Below are 24,462 nucleotides of genomic sequence, written 5' to 3'. Positions count from 1 at the left end.
GAACTACGTTAAAGGACAGGCTGATCTTTGGGCTCGTTAGAGAAGCGAATATCAGAGGACACAAACGTCAAGGAATAACCAATACAGACGAAGGGAGTGGGCGTGATAATCAACACACGGATGTTATCAATGTTGGCGTTTATCGCCTTTTACGCTGCTAGTGTTCAAGCAAATGCGAGCTCGATGGAAGCGGCTGCTAGCGCGATACCTGTTCAGGATTGCGTAATGGAGCCTAGTGAAATTGTCGATGTTGGCAGTGCTATCCCGGGGGTTGTGGAGGTCATTCACGTCTACCGCAGTGATCTGGTAAAAAAAGGCGCAGTTATTGTCGAGCTTGAATCCAGTGTCGAGAAGGCCTCTCTCGAGTTGGCTAGAGTTCGCGCCGGCCAGGATGCCGCAATCAAGTTGCGCCAAGAGAGCGCCAGGTTTGGTTCTCTTACGCAAAAGCGTGAACAGGAGCTGTTACGTAAGTCTGCGATTTCCTTGCATGATGTCGATAAATCAAAAACAGAAACCCGTATTGCCGAATTGCAGGTAAAGCAGGAGCAAGATAATAAGGCCATTTCCGAGCTTGAGTATCGCCGCGCGCAAATGGTCCTGCAGCAGCGCCGTATTCGGAGCCCGGTCGAGGGCGTGGTGATGGAGCGCTTTAAATCGGTAGGTGAGTTTGTTGAAGACGAACCGGTGGTGCGCGTTGCTCAGCTGAATCCGCTGCATATCGAGGTCATTGTGCCGGTGGATTATTGGGGCAGTATCGTGCCGGGCATGCAAGCGGACGTTACGACGGGGTTAGCAAGTTCTGGGGTCTATCGGGCAACGGTTGAACGTGTTGATCGTGTAGCGGACGCGGCCAGTGGCACCTACGGTGTACGTTTAAGCTTGCCCAACCCAGACTACACAATTCCGGCAGGCTTACGGTGTCAATTAAGTTTCTTACCTCAGCCGTTGAACGAGCCTGAGGAGGCTGTCGGTGCTACTGGGGTCGTCGTATCCGGTGAGAGCGACAGTGAAGGCTCGCTAGAACGTTGTTTTAGTGTTGGCCCTGTTGAGGACCAAAGCACTGCTGAGCTGCTTGCTGAAAAGTTGAGGGAACAAACAGACAGCCTGCTGTTACGCACTGATAATGACAGCGTCGAGGTTGGCTATCGAGTGCTGGCCTCTCAGCAATCAAACGCTCAAAAAACTGCAGAGTTACTAGCCCGTCTTGAAAAAGCAGGTATCAAGGATCGTTTCATCTTAGCGCAGGGTGAGCATAAGGGCCGTTTAGCTCTGGGATATTTTAGTAAGCTTGCATTTGCAAACGAACGCCAGGAAATGCTTGCGCTAAAAGGGTTCGACACTGAAATCCTGCCTCACAGCAAAGACGTTCAGCACTATTGGCTGGATGTCGCCTTAAACGGCGATCCCGATCGTTCAGATCCGTTAAAGAATATCACCGCATCCTTAGCGTCGGCCGCCACCTTTAAGCCGATGGCTTGCTACCCTGAATTGGCCCATCGTTAAGTGTTTCCATTTAACAAGGAGTCTTACATGGAGTTCGACGCCTGATGGATAGAAAACAACAAAAGCGAAGAGCGCCAATCATTGAGGCTCTGGAGCCGCGGGTGCTGTTCTCGGCGGATATGTTTGGCGGGGCAGTTGATAGCCCCGCTGCCGACGATTCTTTGGCCACACTGCTGGATGACACCGCCGCAGCGCTTGATAAACAAACGGCCCAGCTTCACAAAGAACAGACTGATAAAGCGCGATCCGAACCACTGCCCGAAGATGACGATGTGACGTCAGTTCTGGCGGAAGACTCCATCCGCATTGAGCTGGTATTTGTTGATACCGATACCCCCGATTACCAACAACTTGTTGATGACGTCTTATCTGCAAGCGATGAAAGCCGCCGTTTCGAGGTGATCCTGCTGGATAATGACCGGAATGGGATCGACCAGATCACTTCAACGTTGCAGGGTTATCAGGGGGTAGGTGCCATTCACCTGATCTCTCACGGCGCAGATGGCACCGTTGATCTGGGTAACACGCAACTAAATAACCAGAACCTATCTGATTACCAAAGCCAGCTGAAATCCTGGGCTGACTACCTGGATGCCAACGCTGATATTCTTTTTTATGGCTGCGATCTTGCAGCCTCGGCCGATGGCCAAAATCTGATTGATGAAATCGCTACCTTAACGGGTGCAGATATTGCTGCATCGGATGATTTAACCGGACATGCGGCACTTGGTGGCGACTGGGAGTTAGAGTACAGCAAGGGCCAGATCGATACCCAGATCGCGTTCAGCGACTATGCCCAGGCAGCGTGGCAAGGTAGTTTGTCGCAGTCGCTGTGGTTGAGCACTGATTCCAACGTCAGTTCACCCGGCGCAGACGGGTTGGCAAGTTGGACAGAGGGGCAGGTTTTGGAGTTCTCGGGGCCAACACTGGCCCACGGTGACGCAACCGAAGGCGAATTTTCGATAGTTATAGACTTCGATACCTTCACCCTCGATGCGGTTGATGCAGGGGCGCTGCATTTCGTATCCCATGACATGACCGTAGGTGGCGTAAATGGCACCTTCGATTTAAAAGCCGGTGACGTGCTGGTTTCGTTTTTGCAGGACGAGACCATCTTGGCCGCATACTCTTCTACCGGTTCGGATATGCTGGTAGGGGATCAGGACCTTCTGGTTTTTCGCCCGAATGCGTTCAACGATTACAGCGCAGGAACGTTCTCCGTATTGCTCGATGAAGTGGTCGCTGACGATCTAAAGGGCGTGACCCTGATCGAACAGGACACCACCATCGGTGGCACTGACATTGCCGCTGGCAGCTTTTTGCTCATCTCGGAACTGTCCGGAACCACGTCGATTGATCTTTTTGTGCCTACTGGGGTCGGTGCGACCACTACTACCGGTACCGTAACGGCGTTGATTGATCTCAGTGACCTTGGCATTGATCCTAATCGCCTGCGTGGAATTGAAGTGATCGAGGCCGCGACCACCATAGGCGGCCAGTCACTGGCCAAGGGCGATATCCTTGCGACGTTAAACGTAGATGACAATGTCTCAGGTGTCGGTAGTAATGGCCTGAAAGTCGACCTAAACGACGTATTTGTGCTGAGTCTAACATCTACCGGTATGGGGACGACCGCGGGCACCGCAACCATGTTCCTCGATGGCAGTGATGTCGGGCTTGATAATTCCCCGAGTCAGGAGAGCCCTTACGCTCTGGCGTTGTACAACTACAGTCAACTGACGGTCGATACCACCAGTGATGTTTCCGATGGTGATACATCTTCCATTGAAGCATTGCTCCTCAATAAAGGTGCTGATGGCAAGATATCGCTACGGGAGGCCATCGAAGCGGCCAACGCCACACCCAACGGCGATATCGCAGACGTCATTCGGTTCAATATCACCGATGCTCTGGTCAATGGTGCGCACACCATTGCGTTAGGTAGTGCACTGCCCACAATCAGCGATACTTTGGTGCTTGACGGTACCTCCGAACCGGATTTCTCTGGCACACCCGTGATTCGTATTGACGGCGGATCTGCCGGCGCAAATGTTGATGGTCTCAGCTTTTCTGCCACCTCGGACAACAGCATTGTCCGCGGGTTGATGATCACTGGCTTCACTCGAGATGGAATCCTGGTGCAGTCTGGTGCCGACTACCTGACGTTTACCGGCAACTGGATCGGTACCTCAGGAACCGGTTCAACCGGTGTTGGTAACGGCGATGACGGCATTGAGTTGCTCGGATCCAATGCGACCATTGGTGGCACAGGCGCTAACGAAGGCAACGTCATAACCAACGCTGGCGACGAAGGTATAAACATCGCCGGAACAGGAGTCACCGCGCACTTAATCCAAGGGAACTACATAGGCCTGGATCCGGACGGTGCTTCCGGTTCAGGTAATAGCGATGTCGGTATAGCGATCATCTCAGGCTCTGGCAATACCATTGGCGGCACCACCGCCTCAGCACGCAACGTCATTGCCAATAATTTCGAAGGAATCGAGGTCAACACCTCAAACAATGTCCTCCAGGGTAACTATATTGGCACCGACGCAGGCGGCACCCTGGATCGCGGCAACCGAAGTGACGACGGTATTGAAATCCAATCAGGGGCAACAGGCAATCTGATCGGCGGCACTGAAACCGGAGCCGGAAACGTGATTGCCTTCAATGCGCTCGATGGCGTCAACATTGTAAACGGCAGTGCCAATACGGTGCTCGGCAACCTGATCCATTCCAACAGCGGTCTGGGTATCGACTTGGGCACCAGCGGCGTTACCAGCAACGACACCAACGACGGTGATAGCGGTGCTAATAATCTTCAAAACTACCCGACTATCAACACGGCCGACCTCAATGGTTCGAACCTAATCCTGAGCGGCACCCTCGACACAAATGGTGTGAGCACCTCATACCGCATTGAGTTTTTTGGCAACGCAGTCGGCACTCAGGATGCAACCCATGGTGAAGGTCGGTTCTTCTTGGGAAGCACGACGGTAACCACTAACGGTACCGGCGATAGCTCTTTTAATGACGTAATACTGACCGGTATTTCATTGAACGAGGGTGATTACGTCACCGCGACCGCTACCAGGGTTGACGACGCCGGCCAAGTGGGCAGTGATGACCAGCTTGCATATGGGGATACCTCGGAGTTTGCAGCGAATGTTGCGATCGCTAACGGAAACGATGCCCCCGTACTCAGCGGTGCTAATGACCTTAATTCAATCAACGAAGACGACGTTAACAATTCCGGCACCCTTGTATCGGATCTGATCGCCGGGCAGGTGTCCGATGCCGATAGTGGATCGAGTGGCGGTATTGCCGTGGTCGGGGTCGACAACACAAACGGTACTTGGGAGTACACCACCAACGGCGGTGGTGTTTGGACGGCGTTTGGATCGCCAAGCACCGCGGCTGCGCGTTTGCTGGCTGACGATGTGAACACGTTAGTGCGATTCGTGCCCGATGCAGACTGGAACGGTACTGTCACGAACGGCATCACCTTCCGTGCCTGGGATCAGACAAGCGGTGCTAATGGCAGCTCGATGGCGATCGAGGAAGGTACCAGGTTTACATTGGACGAATTCAGCAGTGTCTCTTACAGCAACAATAATGGCACGAACGTTTGGAGTACTGACTGGGTCGAAAACGATTCAGGTAACGCTGGGTCTGATCCCGCAAATGGCCGGATCAGTGTTTCGGGTAATGAGTTGAAATTCCAGGTGGCCAACGCAGGGAATAGTCTTTCCCGTGAAGTTAATCTGGAAAATGCGACCAGTGCGACGCTCTCGTTTTCCTACGATAACACGCTGGGCGCATCAGCCGTGCTTCTCGCTCAGGTTTCGAACGATGGCGGTACCACCTACAACACGGTGGCAACATTTAACTCGAGTATAAACCAAGGTATTGGCACCCAAACTATTGACATAAGCTCTTATATTGCATCGAACACGCAGGTTCGTTTTTTTGTCGATAGCGGAGAGACGGGTGCCGGAAACAACAAGTTGTCTATCGACAATGTTCAGGTCGAGTATACGGAGCTGGGTGGAGGGAGTTCTCCATTCTCCTCGACGACGGCTAGCGCGAGTGTGGTTGTTAACGCTATGGCCGACACCCCATCCGTCACGAATACCAGCACAAATGAGGACACGCAATCGACAAGTGGTCTGGTGATTTCGCCAAACCCCGCAGATGGTTCCGAAGTGACTCATTACAAAGTCACTGGCATCACTGATGGCACGCTTTATAAAAACGACGGTATCACTCAGATAAACAACGGCGATTTCATTACTGTTGCCGAAGGTAGTGCCGGGTTGAAATTTACCCCGACGGCCGACTTTAACGGCAGCGGAAACTTTACGATACAGGCCTCTACATCCAACAACGACGTGGGGCTGGGTGGGGACACGACGGTCGCCACTATCAACGTTGCCCCCGTCAACGACGCGCCGGTGCTCGCCGATGCCAACGACCTGACCGTGATCGACGAGGATCCGAGCAGTAACGGTGGTACGTTAGTCTCGGACCTGATCGTCGGGCAGGTAACCGATAGCGACATTGGCTCGCTGGAAGGCATTGCTGTAGTCGCAGTCGATGATGCCAACGGCACCTGGCAATATACCACCGACGGCGGCACCAACTGGACGGCATTCGGAGCGGTCGACACCGCGAACTCTCGACTGCTCGCGGCTGATGCCAACACCTCAGTGCGTTTTGTACCCGATGCGAACTGGAACGGCACCGTCACCAATGGAATTACCTTGCACGCTTGGGACCGGACCAGTGGCACGGCTGGCGGCATCGCTGACCTGAGCACCGGTGTCGGCGGCACCACCGCTTTCAGCGCAAGCACGGCCAGCAGCATCACGGTCAACGCCGTGACCGATCTTACGGCTCAGGACGACAGCTTCACGCTCAACGAGGACAACACTCTCATTGGTACGGTCGCCACCAATGACAGCACCACCAGTGGTGGATCGCTGAGCTATGCGGTCAATACCGATGTGACCAACGGCAGTCTGACGTTCAACAACGACGGCAGTTTCACGTACACCCCGACGGCCAACTACGACGGCAGTGACGGCTTCACCTACACGGTCACGGATGCCGGCAGTGGCGAGAGCTCGACCCAGACCGTTGCCATCACCGTCAACCAGGTCGACGATGCCGGCATCTTCGGTGGCGATGTTTCGGCGACCACCAATGAAGATACCGCCACGTCCGGTACGGTGACCTTTGCCGATGCTACTGATGGGTACACCGCCAATAATTTCGTTCTAACCAGTGGTGCAGGTAACGGCACTGCTGCCGTCGATAGCAATGGCAACTGGTCGTATACCCCGAGTGCGAATTACAGCGGTGCCGACAGCTTTGTGGTTCAGGCCACCGATGATGATGGCAATGTCGAAACTCAGGTGATCAGCATCACGATCAACGCCGTGACCGATCTTACGGCTCAGGACGACAGCTTCACGCTCGACGAGGACACCACCCTTAATGACACGGTGGCGGCCAATGACAGCACCACCAGTGGCGGGTCGCTGAGCTACGCGGTCAATACCGGTGTGACCAACGGCAGCCTGACGCTCAATAACGATGGCAGCTTCACGTACACGCCGACGGCCAACTACAACGGCAGTGACGGTTTCACCTATACGGTCACGGATGCCACCAGCGGCGAGAGCTCGACCCAGACCGTTGCCATCACCGTCAACCAGGTCGACGATGCCGGCACCTTCGGTGGCGATGTTTCGGCGACCACCAATGAGGATACCGCCACGTCCGGCACGGTGACCTTTGCCGATGCTACTGATGGGTACACCGCCAATAATTTCGCTCTAACCATTGGTGCAGGTAACGGCACTGCGGCCGTCGATAGCAATGGCAACTGGAGTTACACGCCGACGGCCAACTGGAGTGGCAGTGACAGCTTTACGGTGTCGGTGACCGACGACGACGGCCATGTCGAAAGCCAGGTGATCGCCATCACCGTGAATCCGGTTGGCGATCTCACGGCCACCGATGACAGCTTCACGCTCGACGAGGACGCCATCCTCACTAATACGGTTGCGACCAATGACAGCACCACCAGTGGTGGATCGCTGAGCTACGCGGTCAATACCGATGTGACCAACGGCAGCCTGACGCTCAATGCCAACGGCAGCTTCACGTACACCCCAACGGCCAACTACCACGGCAGTGACAGCTTTACCTACACGGTCACGGATGCGGGCAGCGGTGAGAGTGCGACCCGGACCGTGAGTCTCACCATCAGCTCGGTTGATGATGCGGTCACCATCGGTGGCAACACCTCGGGCAGCGGGGCAGAGGACACCGCCATCAGCGGCACGCTGACGGCCAGCGACAGCGCCGACGGCCTGACCGACGGCACCTATTTCACGGTCTCGACCGGCGCCACCAACGGCACGGCCAGCATTGACCAGGCTACTGGTCTGTGGGGCTATACCCCAACCGCCGATTTCAACGGTAGCGACTCGTTTACTGTCACGGTCACCGACGATGACGGCTATACCGCCACCCAGGTGGTCAATATTACCGTGACCCCGGTGGCCGATATTGTTGATGACAGTCTGACCACGAATGAAGATACCGCGATCTCGGCCAACGTACTGACCGGCACCAACGGCACCAGTGCCGACAACTTCGAGGGTACGCCGACCCTGACTGCAGTGACCAACGGCAGTAACGGGACCGTCAGCTTCCTGGCTGATGGCACCGTCACCTACACGCCGACTGCGAACTTCACCGGCAGCGACTCGTTCACTTACACCATTACCTCGGGCGGGGTGACCGAGACCGGGACCGTCAGCATCACGGTCAACGCCGTGACGGATCTTACGGCTCAGGACGACAGCTTCACGCTCAACGAGGACACCACCCTCACTAATACGGTTGCGACCAATGACAGCACCACCAGTGGCGGGGCTTTGAGCTATGCGGTCAATACCGGTGTCAGCAACGGCAGCCTGACGCTCAATGCCGATGGCAGCTTCACGTACACCCCGGCGGCCAACTACCACGGCAGTGACAGTTTCACCTATACCGTAACCGACGCTGGCAGCGGCGAGAGTGCGACCCGGACCGTCAGTCTGACCATCAACCCGGTTGATGATGCGGTCACCATCGGTGGCAACACTTCAGGCAGCGGGGCAGAGGACACCGCCATCAGCGGCACGCTGACGGCCAGCGACAGCGCCGACGGTCTGACCGACGGCACCTATTTCATGGTCTCGACCGACGCGACCAGTGGCACCGCCAGCATCAACCCGGCCACGGGCCTGTGGAGCTATACCCCGGTTGCCGATTTCAACGGTAGCGACTCGTTCACAGTCACGGTCACCGACGATGACGGTTACACCGACACCCAGGTGGTCAACGTCACTGTGACCCCAGTGGTCGACATTGTCGATGACAGTCTGACGACGAATGAAGATACGGCGATCACCGCCAACGTACTGACCGGCACCAACGGTGCTAGCGCCGACAACTTCGAGGGCACGCCTAGCCTGACCGCTGTGACCAATGGCAGTAACGGGTCCGTCAGCTTCCTGGCTGACGGCACCGTCACCTACACGCCGAATGCGAACTTCAACGGCAGCGACTCTTTTACTTACACCATCACATCGGGTGGGGTGACCGAGACCGGAACCGTGAATGTCATGGTCAATCGTGTCGACGATGCCGCAGTGATAACCGGAGACACCAGCTACAGCGGTAACGAAGGTGACGCGGTGTCCGGTGACTTGAACGCCACCGATGTCGATGGCCTCACTGATGGCACTTACTTCACCGTGAGCGCCGGGGCAACCAATGGCACGGCCGCCATTGATTCCGCTTCGGGCGCCTGGACCTTTACCCCCACCGATGCCAACTGGTTCGGCACCGATCAGTTTACGGTGACGGTGACCGATGACCTGGGTTCGACGACTGAACAATTGGTCAGCATCACGCTCACCAACGTCAACGATGCGCCGATCGGCTTGGTGACCATATCCGGCACTGCCGTGGCAGGTGAAACCCTGAACGCATCTAACACTCTTACGGATGCCGATGGTATGGGGCCGGTCAGTTACGTCTGGAAAGCCGATGGAGTACAGGTTGGTGCTGGCACAACCTATACGCTGACGCAGGCGGAAGTGGGCAAGATTGTAACCCTGGAGGCACGTTACACAGACGGAGAAGGGTTTGCAGAAGTGGCGGCCTCGTTTGCTACGACTGCAGTGGTTGAAAGGCCGCAACTAGAACCGGGGCTGAATCCAGAGCTCGAATTCGAACCCGAGTTAGAGCCCGAGCCAGAAGTCGAACCAGATCCCGAAACTGAGGCGGAACTGGATTCCGAAGCCGAACCGAAGCCGAAACAGCTTCAAGGCCCAGGTTCGTTAACGGCTGGAGCTGAAAGGTTGTCCTCGATTGATGATGACGTTTTGGTTCAGGTGCTGACAAACGTATTTGCTGTGACCGAAGGCTATGACTACCCGAGTAAGGATTCTAAGGTGGTCTTACCTAAGGCCCTCGATTTGTTGAATTTAGACCTCACGCCTTTCCAGCCTGAAAGTAAGGAGTTTCTCGAGTTAGTTTCACCAACGAATAACGCCTCTTTAGCTGATGGACTGGACCAAATGAAGCGGGATCTTGATGACATTGCGTTGGCTGAAGACAAAAACAAAATGTTCAAAACAGAGGCGATGCTGGGAGCCACCATGGGTCTGTCTGCGGGGTTCATCAGCTGGGTGCTTCGCGCTGGCTCATTAATGGCTGGATTTATGTCGATAACGCCGTTGTGGCGACAGCTTGACCCAATGCCAATTCTTGGGGGAACCGAGGAGAAAGATCTGAACAAAGACGTCGAGGATGAAGCCAGTGAAGGCGGCCGCAGCGTTGAAGAGATCTTTGCAGACGAGGATTCCGACCGGTAAGGCGGATAAGACTATGAAAAAATTCTTTTTGTCTCCTTTGATAAGAATCAGCTTCAGCTTAACGCTGCTTACTGTATCCATGCTGCTCATCTCGGACCTGCTTGGCTTGATACCCGACACGAGACATGCCGAACTTCAATCAAGAAAATTTGCAGCTGAGTCGTTAGCGGTTCAATTATCGAATGAGATCACTCGAAAGCAATTAGAAGGGGTCGATCACATACTGCAATCGATTGTCGCGAGGAACGAATTTATTACCTCCGCTGCGGTGCGAAAAAAGGGTGGTGAGCTGGTATCCGAATTTGGGGGGCACGAGCAATACTGGACCTTGCAAAGTGGCGATAAATCAACAGCAACGCAAGTTCTGGTGCCGCTCTTCAATGGGCAGGATCGCTGGGGAAATGTCGAGCTGACGTTTACCGATTTGAACGGGAATGGTGGCCTATTCTCTCTTAGAAACTCCTTTCTTGGCATTCTCTTGTTTATTTCTTTAGGCGGATTCCTGGTTTATCTGCTGTTTTTAAAGCGGGCGTTGCGCGAGCTAAACCCTGACGCTGTCATTCCCGAACGGGTGAGCAAGGCTCTGGACACCTTGTCAGAGGGGTTACTGATCGTGGACCAGAAGGGGTTTGTTGTCTTTGCGAACCTGGCATTTGCAAAGAAAATGGGCCTGAAACCTCAAGAGCTTCTGGGCAAGGACATTGCCGGGTTCGGGTGGGGAAGTCCCGGTGAGGGTGGCGACCGTTTGAACCTTCCTTGGGCGGATGTGCTAACCGGCCAGACTTTATCCCGTAGTGCCACATTGACACTGACAAATGGTCTCAATGAAGTTTGCATTCTTAACGTCAACGTCTCTCCGATTACGGCAACGGAGGGAAAAGTGCGAGGCGTCTTAATTACTTTCGACGACATTACCCAAATAGAAGCAAAGAACGAAGCTTTGCATCGTACGCTACAGAAACTGGAACGCAGTCAAAAAGAGATCTCGCGGCAGAATCAGGAATTGCAATGGTTGGCTGCGCGTGACCCGCTGACAGGTGTGCTTAACAGACGCTCCCTAACTCATCATATGGATTTATTGTTCGATGAGGCACGAGAAGAGGGCGGAGAGTTCAGCTGTATTATGGTTGATATTGACCACTTCAAATCGGTGAATGACCGGTTTGGACACGGGGTTGGTGATGAGACCATTAAACTGGTAACCCAGATTCTCACAGAGTGTTCGCGTTCGGGGGATCTCGTGGGACGACTTGGTGGCGAGGAGTTTGTGGTCATACTGCCAGAAACCGATGTGAACGCCGCTGCCCGTATTGCCGAACGAATGCGTTCGGCCATTGAGGGGGCAGATACGGCTACGATCCATAGTGATTTGCGAATTACCTCCAGCTTTGGCATTGCTGCTTTGTTGGATGGTGCGGCAAGTGCCCCCGACCTTTTGGCGCAGGCGGATAAAGCGCTGTATGTCGCAAAGGAGACTGGGCGGAACCGTGTGATCTGTTGGTCGAGAACAATGGCATCGGACCCGTCGCTAGAATTGGCTCACGAACAGGACAGCGTGGTGAGCGCATTGCCTGTAATCGATAGCAAACCGGCTGTGCAGTTACCGGCAAAAAAGAGTGGAGCGGAGGCTAAGCTAGGTCGCGATTCCGCAGCTGGTCGCCCAAGTGATGCTTTACTGCAGGACCGGATCGAGCAGGGAATAAACAGGGCGCGGCGGGATGGTACCCATATCGCGGTTTTAGTGGTGAATGTGGATTCATTGCAGCGTGTGAAAGACACGCTGGGTTTTGCTTTGGCAGAAAAGTTAGCCAAGAAAATAATCGCATGTCTAAAGCAGACGCTCCGCTCGACAGACACAGTGGCCGTTTGTGAACAGGAAGGGTTGTTATTTACGGTGTCACGGCTTGATGGAAACGAAATTGCGCTCGTTCTCACCGACCTTGAGCGCCCTGAAATTGTAACGAAAATATTGCAACGTATATTTTTGGCATTTAAGACGTCAATTTCCGTTGAAAGCAATGAGTTCTATTTGAACGTTAATCTAGGTGTAAGCCTCTTTCCGCGTGATGGTGCAGACGCGGAGATACTGCTCAGAAATGCAGGCAGCGCGATGCGCGAGGGTAAAAGAGCTCAAGGGGATAACAGCTTTTGGTTCTATGCAGATGAAATAAACCAGAGTGCCAAGAAACAGATTCAGTTAGAGGCTGAGTTGCATCGGGCAATAGAGCGCAACGAACTTACTGTTTATTACCAGCCCAAAATTGACTTGAGAACGGGTGAAATTAACAGCATGGAGGCCCTTGTTCGTTGGCAGCATCCGATATCAGGGCTGGTACAGCCAGGTGAATTTATTCCGCTGGCGGAGCAGGCGGGATTGATCGAAGAGCTCGATCGCTGGGTCATTAGGGCCGTGTGTCAGCAAATCAGTTTTTGGCAGAAATCGGGCTATGGCACAGTGCCAGTTGCCGTAAACCTTTCCCCTTTTGAATTCCGAAACCCAAACCTGGCCGAAGAAATAATAGCGGTGGTGGAAGAATTCGACATACCAGCTGAAGCGCTAGAAATTGAAATTACGGAAACGGCTGTCATGCATTGTCTGGATGCGGCAACGGGCATATTGGAAAAGCTTGGCGCAGCCGGAATACGTTTTTATTTGGATGATTTTGGTACCGGATATTCGTCAATAAGTTATTTGAAGCGATTCCCGATCAGCGTCGTGAAAATAGACCGCACCTTCATAACCGATTTCCTGAAAAATTCGAGTGACGCGTCGATTGTCAGCGCGATTATCGCGATGAGTCACAGCCTGGGTATTCGGGTTGTGGCGGAAGGTGTCGAAACGGAGGAGCAGTTGCGCTTCTTGCAGGATCTTCATTGTGATGAAGTTCAGGGCTACCTGATGAGTAAGCCGTTACCAAAAGAACAGATAACTGAGCTTTTGGCTCATGCTTCAAATATCCGGCAGAAGGTTCTTGAATACGGGGCCGAATACAGGAGACTGAGGGATGTGCAGGGATCAGCCCCGGCTATGATAGGTATTGTGAACGCTTTTCCCGAAAAAATCCGAGCTGATCTGCCAGCAAAATAGAACAAGATAAAGCCACTAAGGTTGTTTCGCTGCAGTGATGTGCGGCCGGCGTGTGGTGACTGTGGCTGGCGGAAAAATCTGAGAACTCGCGCAGATCGCCCGCACGGTAAATTGGCTACCATGGCGTTGTTCTGTAACGGAGTGTAAATGGGCTTTCAATCGAGAGCCAGGGCACCCGATAACAACAACGTTAAAACGGATTTTTCCATGCGCGCCGATTTAGTCTCCCGCACTGGTTCCGCCAGCCGCCTCCTCGTGACGCTGGTTTTTGCTTCGGCCCTGATTGCCTGCAAGACCGAAAAAGACCCCGACGACCCTACGATTATTGGAGTGCCACCGGCAGAAGCCTATCTCGGCGTGGAGTACTACTACAACTTCGGCGCCTATGGCGGTGAGGACATTCTCGATTACACCCTTACTAACGCGCCATCCTGGCTTGCCCTCGAGGGCACCAGCAATAAGGCCCGCCAGGGCATCATCATGCGAGGCGTCCCTGGGCTTAGTGGGGGCAGTCGGGGCGAAGCGGATCTGGGGCGTCAGCTGGGTATCAACCTCGTCAGCACCGACGGGGGTATGTCGGGTGTGCAACCGTTTGATATCGAGGTTAAGTACAATGCGCTATCGCTTGAGAACGACACCTTCACGGAGGGGCAGAGTTCCGATAGTGGTGCTAATACCGGAGCCGGCAGCGGCGAAGAGTCGGAAGAGAGTGACGGGTTTTGTGACGTTCCGAACCTGGATACCCCGGGGGAACACAGTTTTACCGTAAACCAGTACGCCGAAGACGGCTCGGTTTCGGGTACCAAGACGATCACCGCCGAAACCCAGCCGGTTCTGGTTCGAGTACTGCTCGATCAACCATCCGTCACCCGGGTGGCGGTGGCCTTTGAACTCACGTCCGAGTACAACCCGGCCAGCTGCGACAAGGATCCCGATACTGACTACCTTCCGCCCCATCAGCGTTGTGATCACAGTAAGGCCAACGAGGCCGATGCCACTATCGGTCATGACATAGTCGCCCTGGGCAGCAACAGTCAATCTCGTCTGGAAGAGCTGGATTACCTTGTCTATCAGCAGGACGAGTCCGGTACCTACAGCCGCGGCGTTGTCACGCTGGAGCCGGGCATTACTGAGTGCTATATCCGCCTGGAAGTCATTGACGATTCTTTCCCGGAGAAGCAGGAAACGGCCAAGCTGAAGCTCACTGAAGTACGTTCGGGGCTGGCGGGACTGGGCCCCAATAACAAAGAAGCCGATACCTCTCTGAAAATCGATGACAATGAGCCTCTGGTAAGCATTCAGACCGAAGCTGGGGGCGCGCGAGATGCTCTGAACGTTGGCGATGCAAGGGAGTATCTGGCGGTGCTGACGGGGAACCGGGACGAGGTGATTCGGGCCAGACTTCAGGAAACCAAGGAGTCCGACGTCGAGCTGGGTGCGGGTGTAGTCACCGAGCGCTGGATTAATGGCGGTTGGTCGCCTTCCGATGAGCTGGAGTTTCCTGTTGGCGTCAATGAAGTCAGGTTTCGCATCCGGGTTCCGGATGGTAGCTATGCCAACCCGGAATTGGAGGACCGTTTCCTCCTGCTCGGTTTGGATCAGGAGTATCAGGCAGGCCGGGAAAACTACGCCCGTGTGGTTGACGAAAGTATTCTGAGAGTAAGCTTTAACGAGCAGGTTAAAGCACTAGCCTTGAACAAATCCGACGGCTTTGTTGCGACCGACCTCGATGTGTCTCACGAGGGGCGGGTCTTCGTCGCTGGTTATGACAGCCTCAACAGCGATCGTGTGCGGGTCAGGGTTTACGATCAGAAAGGCAGCGAACTGCAGGATATTCTGATTTCCAGCACCAGCGATACACTGTCACAGCCAAAACCGCTGATTGCCACCGTCAAGCGAGAGGTAGCCAAGGATAAAGGCAAGGTCGACCGCTTCGAATTTGTCGTCTCCTACAGCACGGATGCGGCCGTTGCGGGCACCGTCGCCCAGGGCGGAGAGGATATTGTGACGACCCGATACAGGTTTGATGAGCCGTCCAACGGTGGTGAGTATGTTGAGAACTGGACCATTCGAACCGGCACCAGTGCCGAAGACCAGGTGCGATCGGTGCACATGAATTCCGACAGTGGCTATGTACTGATCGCCGGGGAAACTGGGGGAACCTGGCCCAACCAAACTAACGCCGGTGGTAGGGACAGTTTCCTGCAACGCATCGATACTCAGCTGGATGGAGCCAACGAAGTTCCGAAGGTCGCCTGGACTCGCCAGGTCGGCTCGTCCGCCAACGAGTCTGTGGTCGGCGCTGCCCCACGCTCGGTAGCGCCTCTGCTCTTCGGGTCTGTGGCCGGTTCGGTGAATGGCGAACCGGTATTAGGCGGGGTAGATGCGTTCTACTACAGCACCACCTCAGGGGAGCGCGGGCTCGCCGTGTTCCAGGTTGGCTCCGAAGCCGATGATCCGCTGACTGATGCTACCTACGAAAGTAATCAAATGTGGCTACTCGGCACTGCGGCCGGCAGCTATCGGCTGCTGAAAGACAAGGAGGGCAATCGCAGCCTTGAGCGTGGGCCCCTGGACAGCCAAGCGGGTTTCCTGCTGGCTTACACTACCACCGGTCTGATCAGGCAGGCGTTCACTCTCAACGATGCTGGCGACCAGTCGGACGACCGCCTCAGGGTTTTGATGGCGTTTGAAGACGATATGGTAACCAGCGGGGTCACCGACGGTGGGTTCGACGGGATAACCGAGGTGGTCAACGGCGATCAGGGTATTTTGGCCAGGGTATCCCTGATTGAAGAAGATTCAGAATCTGATAGCGAGGAAAAGCCTTACAAGAACGAATGGCGTTACCAGTTGCCGAAAGGTGACTCCGAGATTATCGCCCTGGCCAATTATCGCGATGATGAAATCGCGGCGTTGACTCGCATTGGCAGTGATTGGTTGGTGCTGGTGTTCGGTCCGGAGGGCCACCTGCTTTCAGCGCTGGATTAAACTGCGCCTTCATGCCTGCTGGCGCTGGCATACAGCCTCAGGTAATCCGTACTGGTCACGATGCCTGAGGCCTTACCGTTCGGGTCTACCACCAGGGCAGCATTTAACTGGTGTGCAAGCATCAGTCTAGCCAATTGATGGGCGTCGGTTTCCGGTGAGGCCGTGAGAAATGCCGGCAGTTCCATATGGACCAGGTTCTGGTCGAAGGCATTGGCGCGATGGCGGTGCAACCAATCGAGAAGCCAACGGAGATCAACCAGGCCTGCAATGTTGTCTTCCGCTGTGATGACCAGATGGTGTACGCCGTGTTCTTCCATGAGTGCCATGGCATTCGAGATGGTGGACGTGGCCGGCACCGAGTACAGGGCGGGAGAGCAGATCATCGATACCGGTAGGTAGACCCGTTCCGCTCTGGGCTCTACTGCCGCCGTGGCGCCATATTCCTCCAGCGCTCGATGATGCCGTCCCGAGTTGGCTGCCTGCTGAAATTCCGCGTCCGTTGCTTCGCTGTGGCTGGGGTTGATGGCATGGCTCTCGGTCAGCTCCGTAACATCGTTCACACGCCGTGCCCGGAAGGCTTCCGGAAGGCGGGTCCCGATTGGACGGCCTGGCTCACTGACGAAGATGGACATGAATAGGAATCCCCAAGTTTTACACTGGCATTAGTCACTTATCGGCCGTGAAGCCCATTACTGTAGTTTACCCTGTATTCGATTCCGGTTTTTCCACCTGGTGCAGGCGCCGACTTGCCAGCCGACGCACCAGGTGTGATGGCAGGCATTGTGGTTGGTTTGACAGTTTGTCCGCCAGGTATTCCGCAAGCAACGGGGCATAGGTGAGTCCCTTGCTGCCGAGCCCAGTGAACATGAACAGGTCCGGGCTCACCCGGCCCTCAGAGTCGCACAATTCATCGGCCACGGGCTGGTAGTCGTGGGTAGCGCAGCGGAAGCTGACTCGCCCTTCAACGGATTCTTCGAGCCCCTCTTTGTCCTCCAGAATGCCCGGCAACAGGTCGGTTAGCTCTTGCAGGTTCTGTTCATGGCTGGCCATGGTGGGATTGGGATTGTCATCGCGCAGGTCAAAAGTGGCGCCAACCACAGCCACACCGCCATGGGCGGGATTCAGGTAGCGAGGGCCACAGATCACGGATCGAGGGCTTGTCAGGGATTGTGATTCCAGGTGAGTGACCTGACCACGAATCTTCTTGAGGCGGAACCGGCCCGAAACCGGCAGCAGCGACGGGGTAAGATGTCCGGCGCAAATCACCACGCGATCCGCGGCTATCTCTGGCCCGGTTGCGGGCTTTATGGCCCAGGCGTTGGTCAGTCGTTGCAGCTGCTGCACATCGGTCTGGAACTGCTGGCGGATCAGGGGGTGCGCCGCGAGTTCCGCACACAGCTTTGCCGGCTCCAGCCAGCCACTGCCTGGAAACCAGAGCCCGCCGGTTTGGGTCGGAACGCCGGTCAGTTGCTCAGCCTGGTGTTGGTCTACCGGGTAGAAGACGTCCGCCGGGTAAGCGTTCCTTTTGAGGAAACGCCGCTGACGGTCCTGTTCCTGTTCGCTCCAGGCCAGCTGGAGTAAACCGGTAGGATGCCAATACTGATCACGGAAGCGGTTGTAGAAGCGCTGACTAAAACACAGGGCGGTCAGTGCCAGCTCTGTTTGATCGTTGAATTCGACCCCCAGTTTCACATAGGTCGCGCCCTGAAGGTTTCCGGAGGCGCCCGCGCCAGGGCCCTTGGCCGAGTCGATCAGCGTTACCGGAAGGCCGCGCTCGGCGAGATTGCGGGCGAGCAGGCAGCCGGCGATGCCCGCGCCGATGATCGCAACCGAATGCGCGGGCTGATCTTGGTCTGAAACAACGTCAGCCGGTAGCGTCCCCGCCAGCATGTCTCTTTTGCGCCCGAATCCCGGTGAGATGTTCATGGTGAAGCCGGCACTTTCGAGTGCCCGCCGAACTCGGCTCACCGCGGTAAAGGTGGCGAGGGTCGCGCCCGGTTTGCTGTGCGCGCTGATCATGGCAAGAGCCTGATCCTGCCACATTTCCGGGTTACAGGCCGGGGAAAAACCGTCCAGAAACCAGGCGTCGGCCTTGAACTGGAGCGCCTGCCAGGCTTCATGAACATCCCCCAGGTAAAGCGTTAGCCGAACCCGGCCGCCATCCAGCAGAATGCGATGCGCGCCGCGGGTCATCGGTGGATACTTGTCAGCCAACTCGGCCGCCAATGGCGCCAGTTCCGGCCATAAGGCGAGGGCCCGAACCAGGTCGTCCCGTTTTAGGGGAAAGCGCTCTACCGACACAAAATGCAGGGTGGCCGACTGGTTGGTCGCATGCTCTCGCCACGCCTGCCAGGTGGCGAGGAAATTCAGCCCCGTTCCGAACCCGGATTCGGCGACCACAAAGCTGCCACCCGCCGGAACCGACGTAAACCGTTCAGTAAGCCGGTTGGGGCGAAGAAAAACATACCGGCTCTCGGCCAGCCCGTCCTCACGATTGAAATAGACGTCCCCGAACCGGGTTGATTCCGGGACACCGTCCTGCCAGGTCAGTTCAGCGGTTTCGATACTGGGTGAGAGCAACTCGTCGGGCATGGGATCAGTTAGCGGGCTCGAGTACCGAGACGGATTCAATGATCACCGGGTTTACCGGTACGTTTGCCATGCCACGAGCATTTTTTGTGTCCACGCCCGCAATCGCGTCAACCACGCCCATCCCTTCAGTCACTTTGCCGAAAACGGCATAGCCCGCGCCCCTGACGCCAGCATCCAGAAAACCGTTGTTGACCACATTGATAAAGAACTGAGAGGTGGCGCTGTCCGGAGCGCTGGTGCGCGCCATGGCAATACTGCCACGAAGGTTCTTCAGGGTCGGCTTGGCTTCATTCACGATCGGATCCTGGGTGGGCTTCCGGGTCAGGTCACTGGTAAAGCCGCCGCCCTGAATCATGAAGCCAGGAATTACACGGTGGAACACGGTGTTGTCGTAGAAGCCATCGCGAACGTACTCAAGAAAATTCTCAACCGTCTTTGGCGCAGCGTCCGGGCGCAACTGGAGGACAAACGGACCCTTGCTGGTGACAACTTTGACGCTGGGCAGAGCTGCAGAAGCAGTCTCGGAGGCTGTTTCGGCGTGGGCTCCGGTCATCGGCAGTAACGTCGACATCGCCAGAAGCAGGGCAGGGATCACACTACGAACCGGTTTTACGGAATTTAGCATTTGATTACTTATCTCCTGGTGAGCTGCAGAGTGATTTCCTGCAATAATTCATTGAATCTTAAGTTACCGCAGGATTTTAGCAGAAGCTTGGGCTGTTTCGGCGACTCATGAGATACGGAATCGCGAGACTAAGCTACGCTCAGTGGTTGCTGCAGTTTTTTTCCTCCATGCCGGGCCGGGTTGTACGGTTTTCACGAATAATAAGGAGAATTCAGTGAAAATCCGTCAGGGATTTGAAGAAAAGTCGCGATTAGGACGATTGCTCGTCGGTCGAGGCTACCTGTCTGAAGCGCAGCTTGAAGAAGGTCTGCGCCTGCAACGGAAATCAGGAGAGCGACTGGGTGAGGTGTTCATTCAGTCTGGCTGGATCAGTGAAAAAGAGTTGCGTCGCGTACTGAAGCATCAGTCCCGCTACCGTAACGCCGCCGCGCTCGTCGCCGTTGTAGCTCTGCCTTTCCAGCCACTGGTCGGTTTCGCGGCCACCAACCATGTCAACAACACGAACTCCACTTCGTCCGCGTCTGGCGAGATGTACGAGGAGGCGGGCTTCACGCCCTTGGAGGACGATGAGTTAGCCGCCGTGTCGGGGCAGGGCGATTCCTCGCTGCTGGAGCGTATGGCGCGGGTGGGCAGCATGGTGGATAACGCAACGGAACAGGGTGACGGATCGGAAGCGGATGTCATGAAGGGGCTGAAGCTTACGACCAACGTGTTCGTACCTGTCCTGAACTTCCTGGATTCTGACCTGAGCATCAAAGGAGTTCATTACCGGGAGGGAGAACCCCGATATAGGTTGCAAGAGGATGGCGGCCTAACTCTGGCGTTTCCGGAGCGCATTGAGGAAATCAGGATGAACAACATACGGGTGACTGGCAGTCGGGGGCCTTCGTTTGGCAACGTCAGCATCCATGATATTCGCTTCAGCCCCTCGTCACAGATGACTATCTATACCCGCTAACTACACCAATCCCCCCCCGGTAAAAAATAACGCCCGGCTTGCCGGGCGTTATCTCAGGTCTGGAGCACCTAGGCACTGGCCAGAATAGTCCTGCTTGATACCGAAGTCTGCTGGCCTTGCTGGCCGTAAAGCTTTTGCTGGCCGGTGGCACCGCGGAAAATATCGGTCAGTCGTGAGAGGCGTTTTTGCAAGTGGCCCATAACCCGGCCGTTGTGCTGATTCAGAGCCTGGCACTTGCGCATTTGCTCATCGGCACGTTTCCAGAGATCAAACAGTTCGGTCAAGCCGGCGCTTTGAATAAATCGGGAAGGTGCACCGCTCTCCGGCTTGTAGCCCATGGCGACGAGAGTGTGGATCTTCTGTTTTGCCCGCTCCCTGATCTGCGCTAGAAGCTGATTCTTTTCTGCGGTCAGCGCTTGCAGCGCACGAACATCTGAGGCCGACAGGCAGGCTTTTTCCTTATCAAGGATGTCCGTCAAAACCGCAAGTTGTTGCACGTCTTGCAACAGAAGCTCTTTCAATTCATCGATAGCAGCCATGATTTACTCACCCAAAAATGCTTTCATCCATCTCAAGCATTTTCTGGGCCAGTTTCTCTGCATCAATCTTGTAGGTTCCGTTCTCGAGCGCTGACCGGATTTCTGCAATGCGGTCGTCGTCCATCTCGGGATAGTCACCCAGCTTCTGTTCCAGCTGCTTCAGGTTTTTTGCCTGATTGCTGAGGCTAACGCTTTCGCCGCGAGCGGACTGTGCCTGGGTTTTAGCCTGCTCGCTGCTTGCCGGCTGGGTTCCCTGGCTGCTGGAGGACTTGTCGGCCGTGGTTCTTTGGGTGTTGACCTGGCCGGGGCCAATTCCATTTAAGTCAACTGACATATATATACCTGCTTGCCTGTAGTGCCGCGCGGGGGCGCGACTTACTCGAGTGTGTATCTATGTAACGGCCGTGCCGTCCATACCTTTAGTGAAATTTTCTCGATTTTTATTACCAATTCTCCATCTGCCGAGCCTCTAGCCATGCACTATGGCGAAAGCGGGCGGCAGGCTATTGCCGAGCGGCAGGAACTTGCCAGTTCCGGCTACATCGGAACCTCAACACGCCCCGGTGCGATTACATTGGCCCGAACCGTCCGGGCAGATCGGAGGTTCTCAACCAATACCTGTTCTCCGACCGAGGCATTCGCCAGGGCTTTGCCTCGGGATGTCACCGAGAAAGCTCCACTCCTGGCGAAGATAATAACATGATCGCCCCGTTCCACTGCGTCGGGAGCGGAGAGAAGATCCGGGGTAATCACGGACCCTGCGTTGATTGGCCGACGGATCTCCATGCCCTGTACATCATCAGACTTGCCCAGCACGCCTCTGCGACTGGCATTTACCACGACTGATTCAGTGGTGACCATATCGGTGGTTATGCGCTCGCCACGGGCCAGCGGTCGTGCTGCCACCAGGGCGGGACCGTTGATCGAAACCGACGCGGTCACAAACATGCGCCAGGGGCGTTTACCCTCACACGCGATCTGCAGGGACGGATGGGTGCTGCGCCAGGGATCACCGGTAAACTCAACTGCCAAAGGCTGCTCACAGCTGGCCAGGGCAAGCCGGCTGTCAACACTGCCCGGCTCAAAGGTAACCTCATAGCCTCGTTCAGCCTGCGCCTCGGCAAATGCGGTTAAATAGTTTGTTGCAGCCTGCTCAATCTCCATGGCCGAAGTCTGGGCCGCTGCGCCGCCCGCGACGCCGGACATGAGTAGAGCGATGCTAAAAATGGTGATGCGCATACGTGTCACTTTGTCCTATGCTGTCAATGTCCGGCCATTACTCTGGAAAAATCCTAAGGATTTGGCCCTGTCGGCCGTTAAGCGAGCAGATAGTCGTGTCGGTGACGATTTTTCGTCAGCTCGTTCATGATCTGAATAACAGCAAAATACATGCCGGTGATGAGCCGGTGAGTTAGGAGAGTATAGATGGCAGGGGTATTGGATAGCGTAAACCAACGGACTCAGCTGGTAGGGAAAAACCGCCTCGAGCTGCTGATGTTCCGTCTGCGCGGACGGCAGATGTACGGTATCAACGTGTTCAAGGTAAAAGAGGTTCTTCAATGTCCGAAGCTGTCCTCCATCCCGAACAGCCGCTCCGTGGTTCGAGGTGTCGCCCACACTCGCGGTGAGACCATCCCCATCATTGACCTCAGCATGTCCATTGGCCTGCCGGGCATTCCCCAGGAAGAACTGGCCAACAGTTTTGTGATCATTACCGAGTACAACCGGAAAACCCAGGGCTTCCTGGTTACCGGAGTGGATCGGATCATGAATATGAATTGGGAAGATATCCTTCCGCCGCCTAAAGGTGCGGGCAAGGATGTTTACCTCACTGCCGTTACCAAGATTGATGATAAACTGGTTGAAATCATTGACGTAGAGAAGGTTCTTTCAGAGGTTTCTCCGCTCAGGGAAGATGTTACTGAAGCGGTCTTGAGCAAGAGCGCTGGTCGGTCGCCTGCCGATTTGCCGGTCCTGGTAGTGGACGACTCCTCGGTAGCCCGTCGTCAGATCGAGCGCTGCCTGACGGCGATTGGTATGGATGTGGTCACCAAGAACGACGGCAAACAAGCCTATGAGTACCTGAAAGAGATCACCAGTGATGGTTCCAAGGCCCGCGATCACCTGGCACTCATTATCTCTGACGTGGAGATGCCGGAAATGGATGGCTACACACTGGTGACCCAGTGTAAGAGTGATCCGGCTATCAGCGAGATGTTTATTATGCTCCATACCTCGTTGAGTGGTGTCTTTAACCGGGCCATGGTGCAAAAGGTTGGGGCCGACGATTTCATGGCTAAGTTCAGTCCCGACGAACTGGCCGAGCGAGTGATGGAGATCATCGACCAAGGGTGATGCCATTGCTCACTGATGCACAAACAACAGAGATCCAATGAAAGCGGAAATAACGCCACAGGAATATGAAGCCTTCAAAACGTTCCTGCAGGATGCGTGTGGCATTTTGCTGGGCGAAAATAAACAGTATCTGGTTAAGAGCCGCCTTCGTCGAATCCTGGAAGAAAACGAACTTAACTCCCTCGGTGAACTGCTCGACCGACTGAAGCGGACGGGTAGGGCGAGCCTCCGTGAAGTGGTCATCGATGCGATGACCACTAACGAAACACTCTGGTTCCGAGATAATCATCCGTTCCGAATCCTGCAGGAAAAGCTGCTGCCAGAGTTTGCCGAGCGTAAAACGGCTCAGCCACTTCGGCTCTGGTCCGCGGCCTGCTCTACCGGGCAGGAGCCTTATTCGGTGGGCATGATTGTGGAAGAGTTTCGGCGTCAACGGCCGGGCCGCCTGCGTGATGTGAAAATTACCGCTACCGACATCTCCAAAAGTGTTCTCGAAGTGGCGCGCCGGGGCGAGTACGAAATGATCGCCATCGGCCGTGGACTCTCTCCGGAACGGCAAAAACAGTTCTTCACGCCCTCGCTGAACGGTGGCTGGCAGATCCGCCCGCAACTCAAGAGTATGGTCGAATTCAAGGAGCTGAATCTGCTGGAGCGTTACATACTCGGGAAATTCGACATCGTGATGTGCCGTAATGTCCTCATCTACTTCTCGGCAGAACTCAAGAAAGACATTCTGACCCGCATCCATGCCACCCTGAATCCGGGTGGTTATCTCATCCTCGGCGCCTCTGAATCGTTGAATGGTTTGCCCGACTTGTATGAGATGGTGCAGTGTCACCCGGGTATCATTTACAGGAAAAAATAGCCTG

At 55.3% G+C, this 24,462-nt stretch carries 13 protein-coding genes; 7 read left to right on the top strand and 6 right to left on the bottom strand.

The window, feature by feature from the left end:
- Positions 1-129 precede the first annotated feature (129 nt).
- From FGO67_RS12010 to FGO67_RS11995, 4 genes are all read left to right on the top strand, one after another.
- A complete protein-coding gene (locus FGO67_RS12010) occupies positions 130-1,503 on the top strand; it encodes an efflux RND transporter periplasmic adaptor subunit (protein ID WP_203300902.1) in 1,374 nt (457 codons plus the stop codon).
- Between the two features lie 44 nt (positions 1,504-1,547).
- Entirely contained in the window at positions 1,548-10,445 is an 8,898-nt protein-coding gene (locus FGO67_RS12005) for a tandem-95 repeat protein (protein WP_203300901.1), read from the top strand.
- A 13-nt stretch (positions 10,446-10,458) separates the two neighbouring features.
- Positions 10,459-13,533 (top strand): sensor domain-containing protein, encoded by a 3,075-nt coding sequence (locus tag FGO67_RS12000; protein WP_203300900.1) that lies wholly within the window; start codon positions 10,459-10,461, stop codon positions 13,531-13,533.
- A 207-nt stretch (positions 13,534-13,740) separates the two neighbouring features.
- The gene (locus FGO67_RS11995) at positions 13,741-16,524 is read left to right on the top strand and encodes a hypothetical protein (RefSeq protein ID WP_203300899.1); all 2,784 of its coding nucleotides are present in this window, start codon (positions 13,741-13,743) and stop codon (positions 16,522-16,524) included.
- Here FGO67_RS11995 and FGO67_RS11990 read toward each other — a convergent pair.
- The 3 genes from FGO67_RS11990 to FGO67_RS11980 form a co-directional block, all read right to left on the bottom strand.
- Positions 16,521-17,156: a CBS domain-containing protein gene (locus tag FGO67_RS11990; RefSeq protein WP_203300898.1), complete on the bottom strand. Its 636-nt coding sequence runs from the start codon at positions 17,154-17,156 to the stop codon at positions 16,521-16,523. The two genes, FGO67_RS11995 and FGO67_RS11990, sit on opposite strands and share 4 nt — an antisense overlap.
- Before the next feature lie 67 nt (positions 17,157-17,223).
- Positions 17,224-19,116, bottom strand: coding sequence for a bifunctional tRNA (5-methylaminomethyl-2-thiouridine)(34)-methyltransferase MnmC2/FAD-dependent 5-carboxymethylaminomethyl-2-thiouridine(34) oxidoreductase MnmC1 (gene mnmC / locus FGO67_RS11985; RefSeq protein ID WP_203300897.1), 1,893 nt, complete (start codon positions 19,114-19,116; stop codon positions 17,224-17,226).
- Between the two features lie 4 nt (positions 19,117-19,120).
- The gene (locus tag FGO67_RS11980) at positions 19,121-19,741 is read right to left on the bottom strand and encodes a peptidylprolyl isomerase (RefSeq protein ID WP_203300896.1); all 621 of its coding nucleotides are present in this window, start codon (positions 19,739-19,741) and stop codon (positions 19,121-19,123) included.
- Positions 19,742-19,955: 214 nt separating this feature from the next.
- Between FGO67_RS11980 and FGO67_RS11975 the strand changes: the two genes are divergently transcribed.
- The gene (locus FGO67_RS11975; RefSeq protein WP_203300895.1) at positions 19,956-20,699 is read left to right on the top strand and encodes a cyclic di-GMP-binding domain-containing protein, MshE-related; all 744 of its coding nucleotides are present in this window, start codon (positions 19,956-19,958) and stop codon (positions 20,697-20,699) included.
- 68 nt (positions 20,700-20,767) lie between these two features.
- Here FGO67_RS11975 and FGO67_RS11970 read toward each other — a convergent pair whose 3' ends face one another.
- From FGO67_RS11970 to flgA, 3 genes are all read right to left on the bottom strand, one after another.
- Positions 20,768-21,238: a flagella synthesis protein FlgN gene (locus FGO67_RS11970; protein ID WP_203300894.1), complete on the bottom strand. Its 471-nt coding sequence runs from the start codon at positions 21,236-21,238 to the stop codon at positions 20,768-20,770.
- 7 nt (positions 21,239-21,245) lie between these two features.
- The gene (flgM, locus tag FGO67_RS11965) at positions 21,246-21,572 is read right to left on the bottom strand and encodes a flagellar biosynthesis anti-sigma factor FlgM (RefSeq protein ID WP_041338680.1); all 327 of its coding nucleotides are present in this window, start codon (positions 21,570-21,572) and stop codon (positions 21,246-21,248) included.
- A 203-nt stretch (positions 21,573-21,775) separates the two neighbouring features.
- On the bottom strand, positions 21,776-22,477 hold the full coding sequence (gene flgA / locus FGO67_RS11960) for a flagellar basal body P-ring formation chaperone FlgA (RefSeq protein ID WP_203300893.1): 702 nt from the start codon (positions 22,475-22,477) through the stop codon (positions 21,776-21,778).
- 186 nt (positions 22,478-22,663) lie between these two features.
- On the opposite strand from flgA, the gene FGO67_RS11955 reads away from it, so the two are divergent.
- Together FGO67_RS11955 and FGO67_RS11950 are read left to right on the top strand one after the other, a co-directional pair.
- Positions 22,664-23,593 carry a chemotaxis protein CheV gene (locus tag FGO67_RS11955; RefSeq protein WP_203300892.1) on the top strand — a complete coding sequence of 310 codons (930 nt, stop codon included), beginning with the start codon at positions 22,664-22,666 and terminating at the stop codon, positions 23,591-23,593.
- Positions 23,594-23,630: 37 nt separating this feature from the next.
- Positions 23,631-24,458, top strand: coding sequence for a CheR family methyltransferase (locus tag FGO67_RS11950; protein ID WP_203300891.1), 828 nt, complete (start codon positions 23,631-23,633; stop codon positions 24,456-24,458).
- Positions 24,459-24,462: the final 4 nt, after the last annotated feature.

The sequence above is a fragment of the Marinobacter sediminum genome (assembly GCF_016820575.1).
Taxonomy (GTDB): Bacteria; Pseudomonadota; Gammaproteobacteria; order Pseudomonadales; family Oleiphilaceae; genus Marinobacter; species Marinobacter sediminum.
The sequence above is the reverse complement of the archived record's forward strand: the minus strand, read 5'-3'. Positions and strand labels throughout refer to the sequence as shown.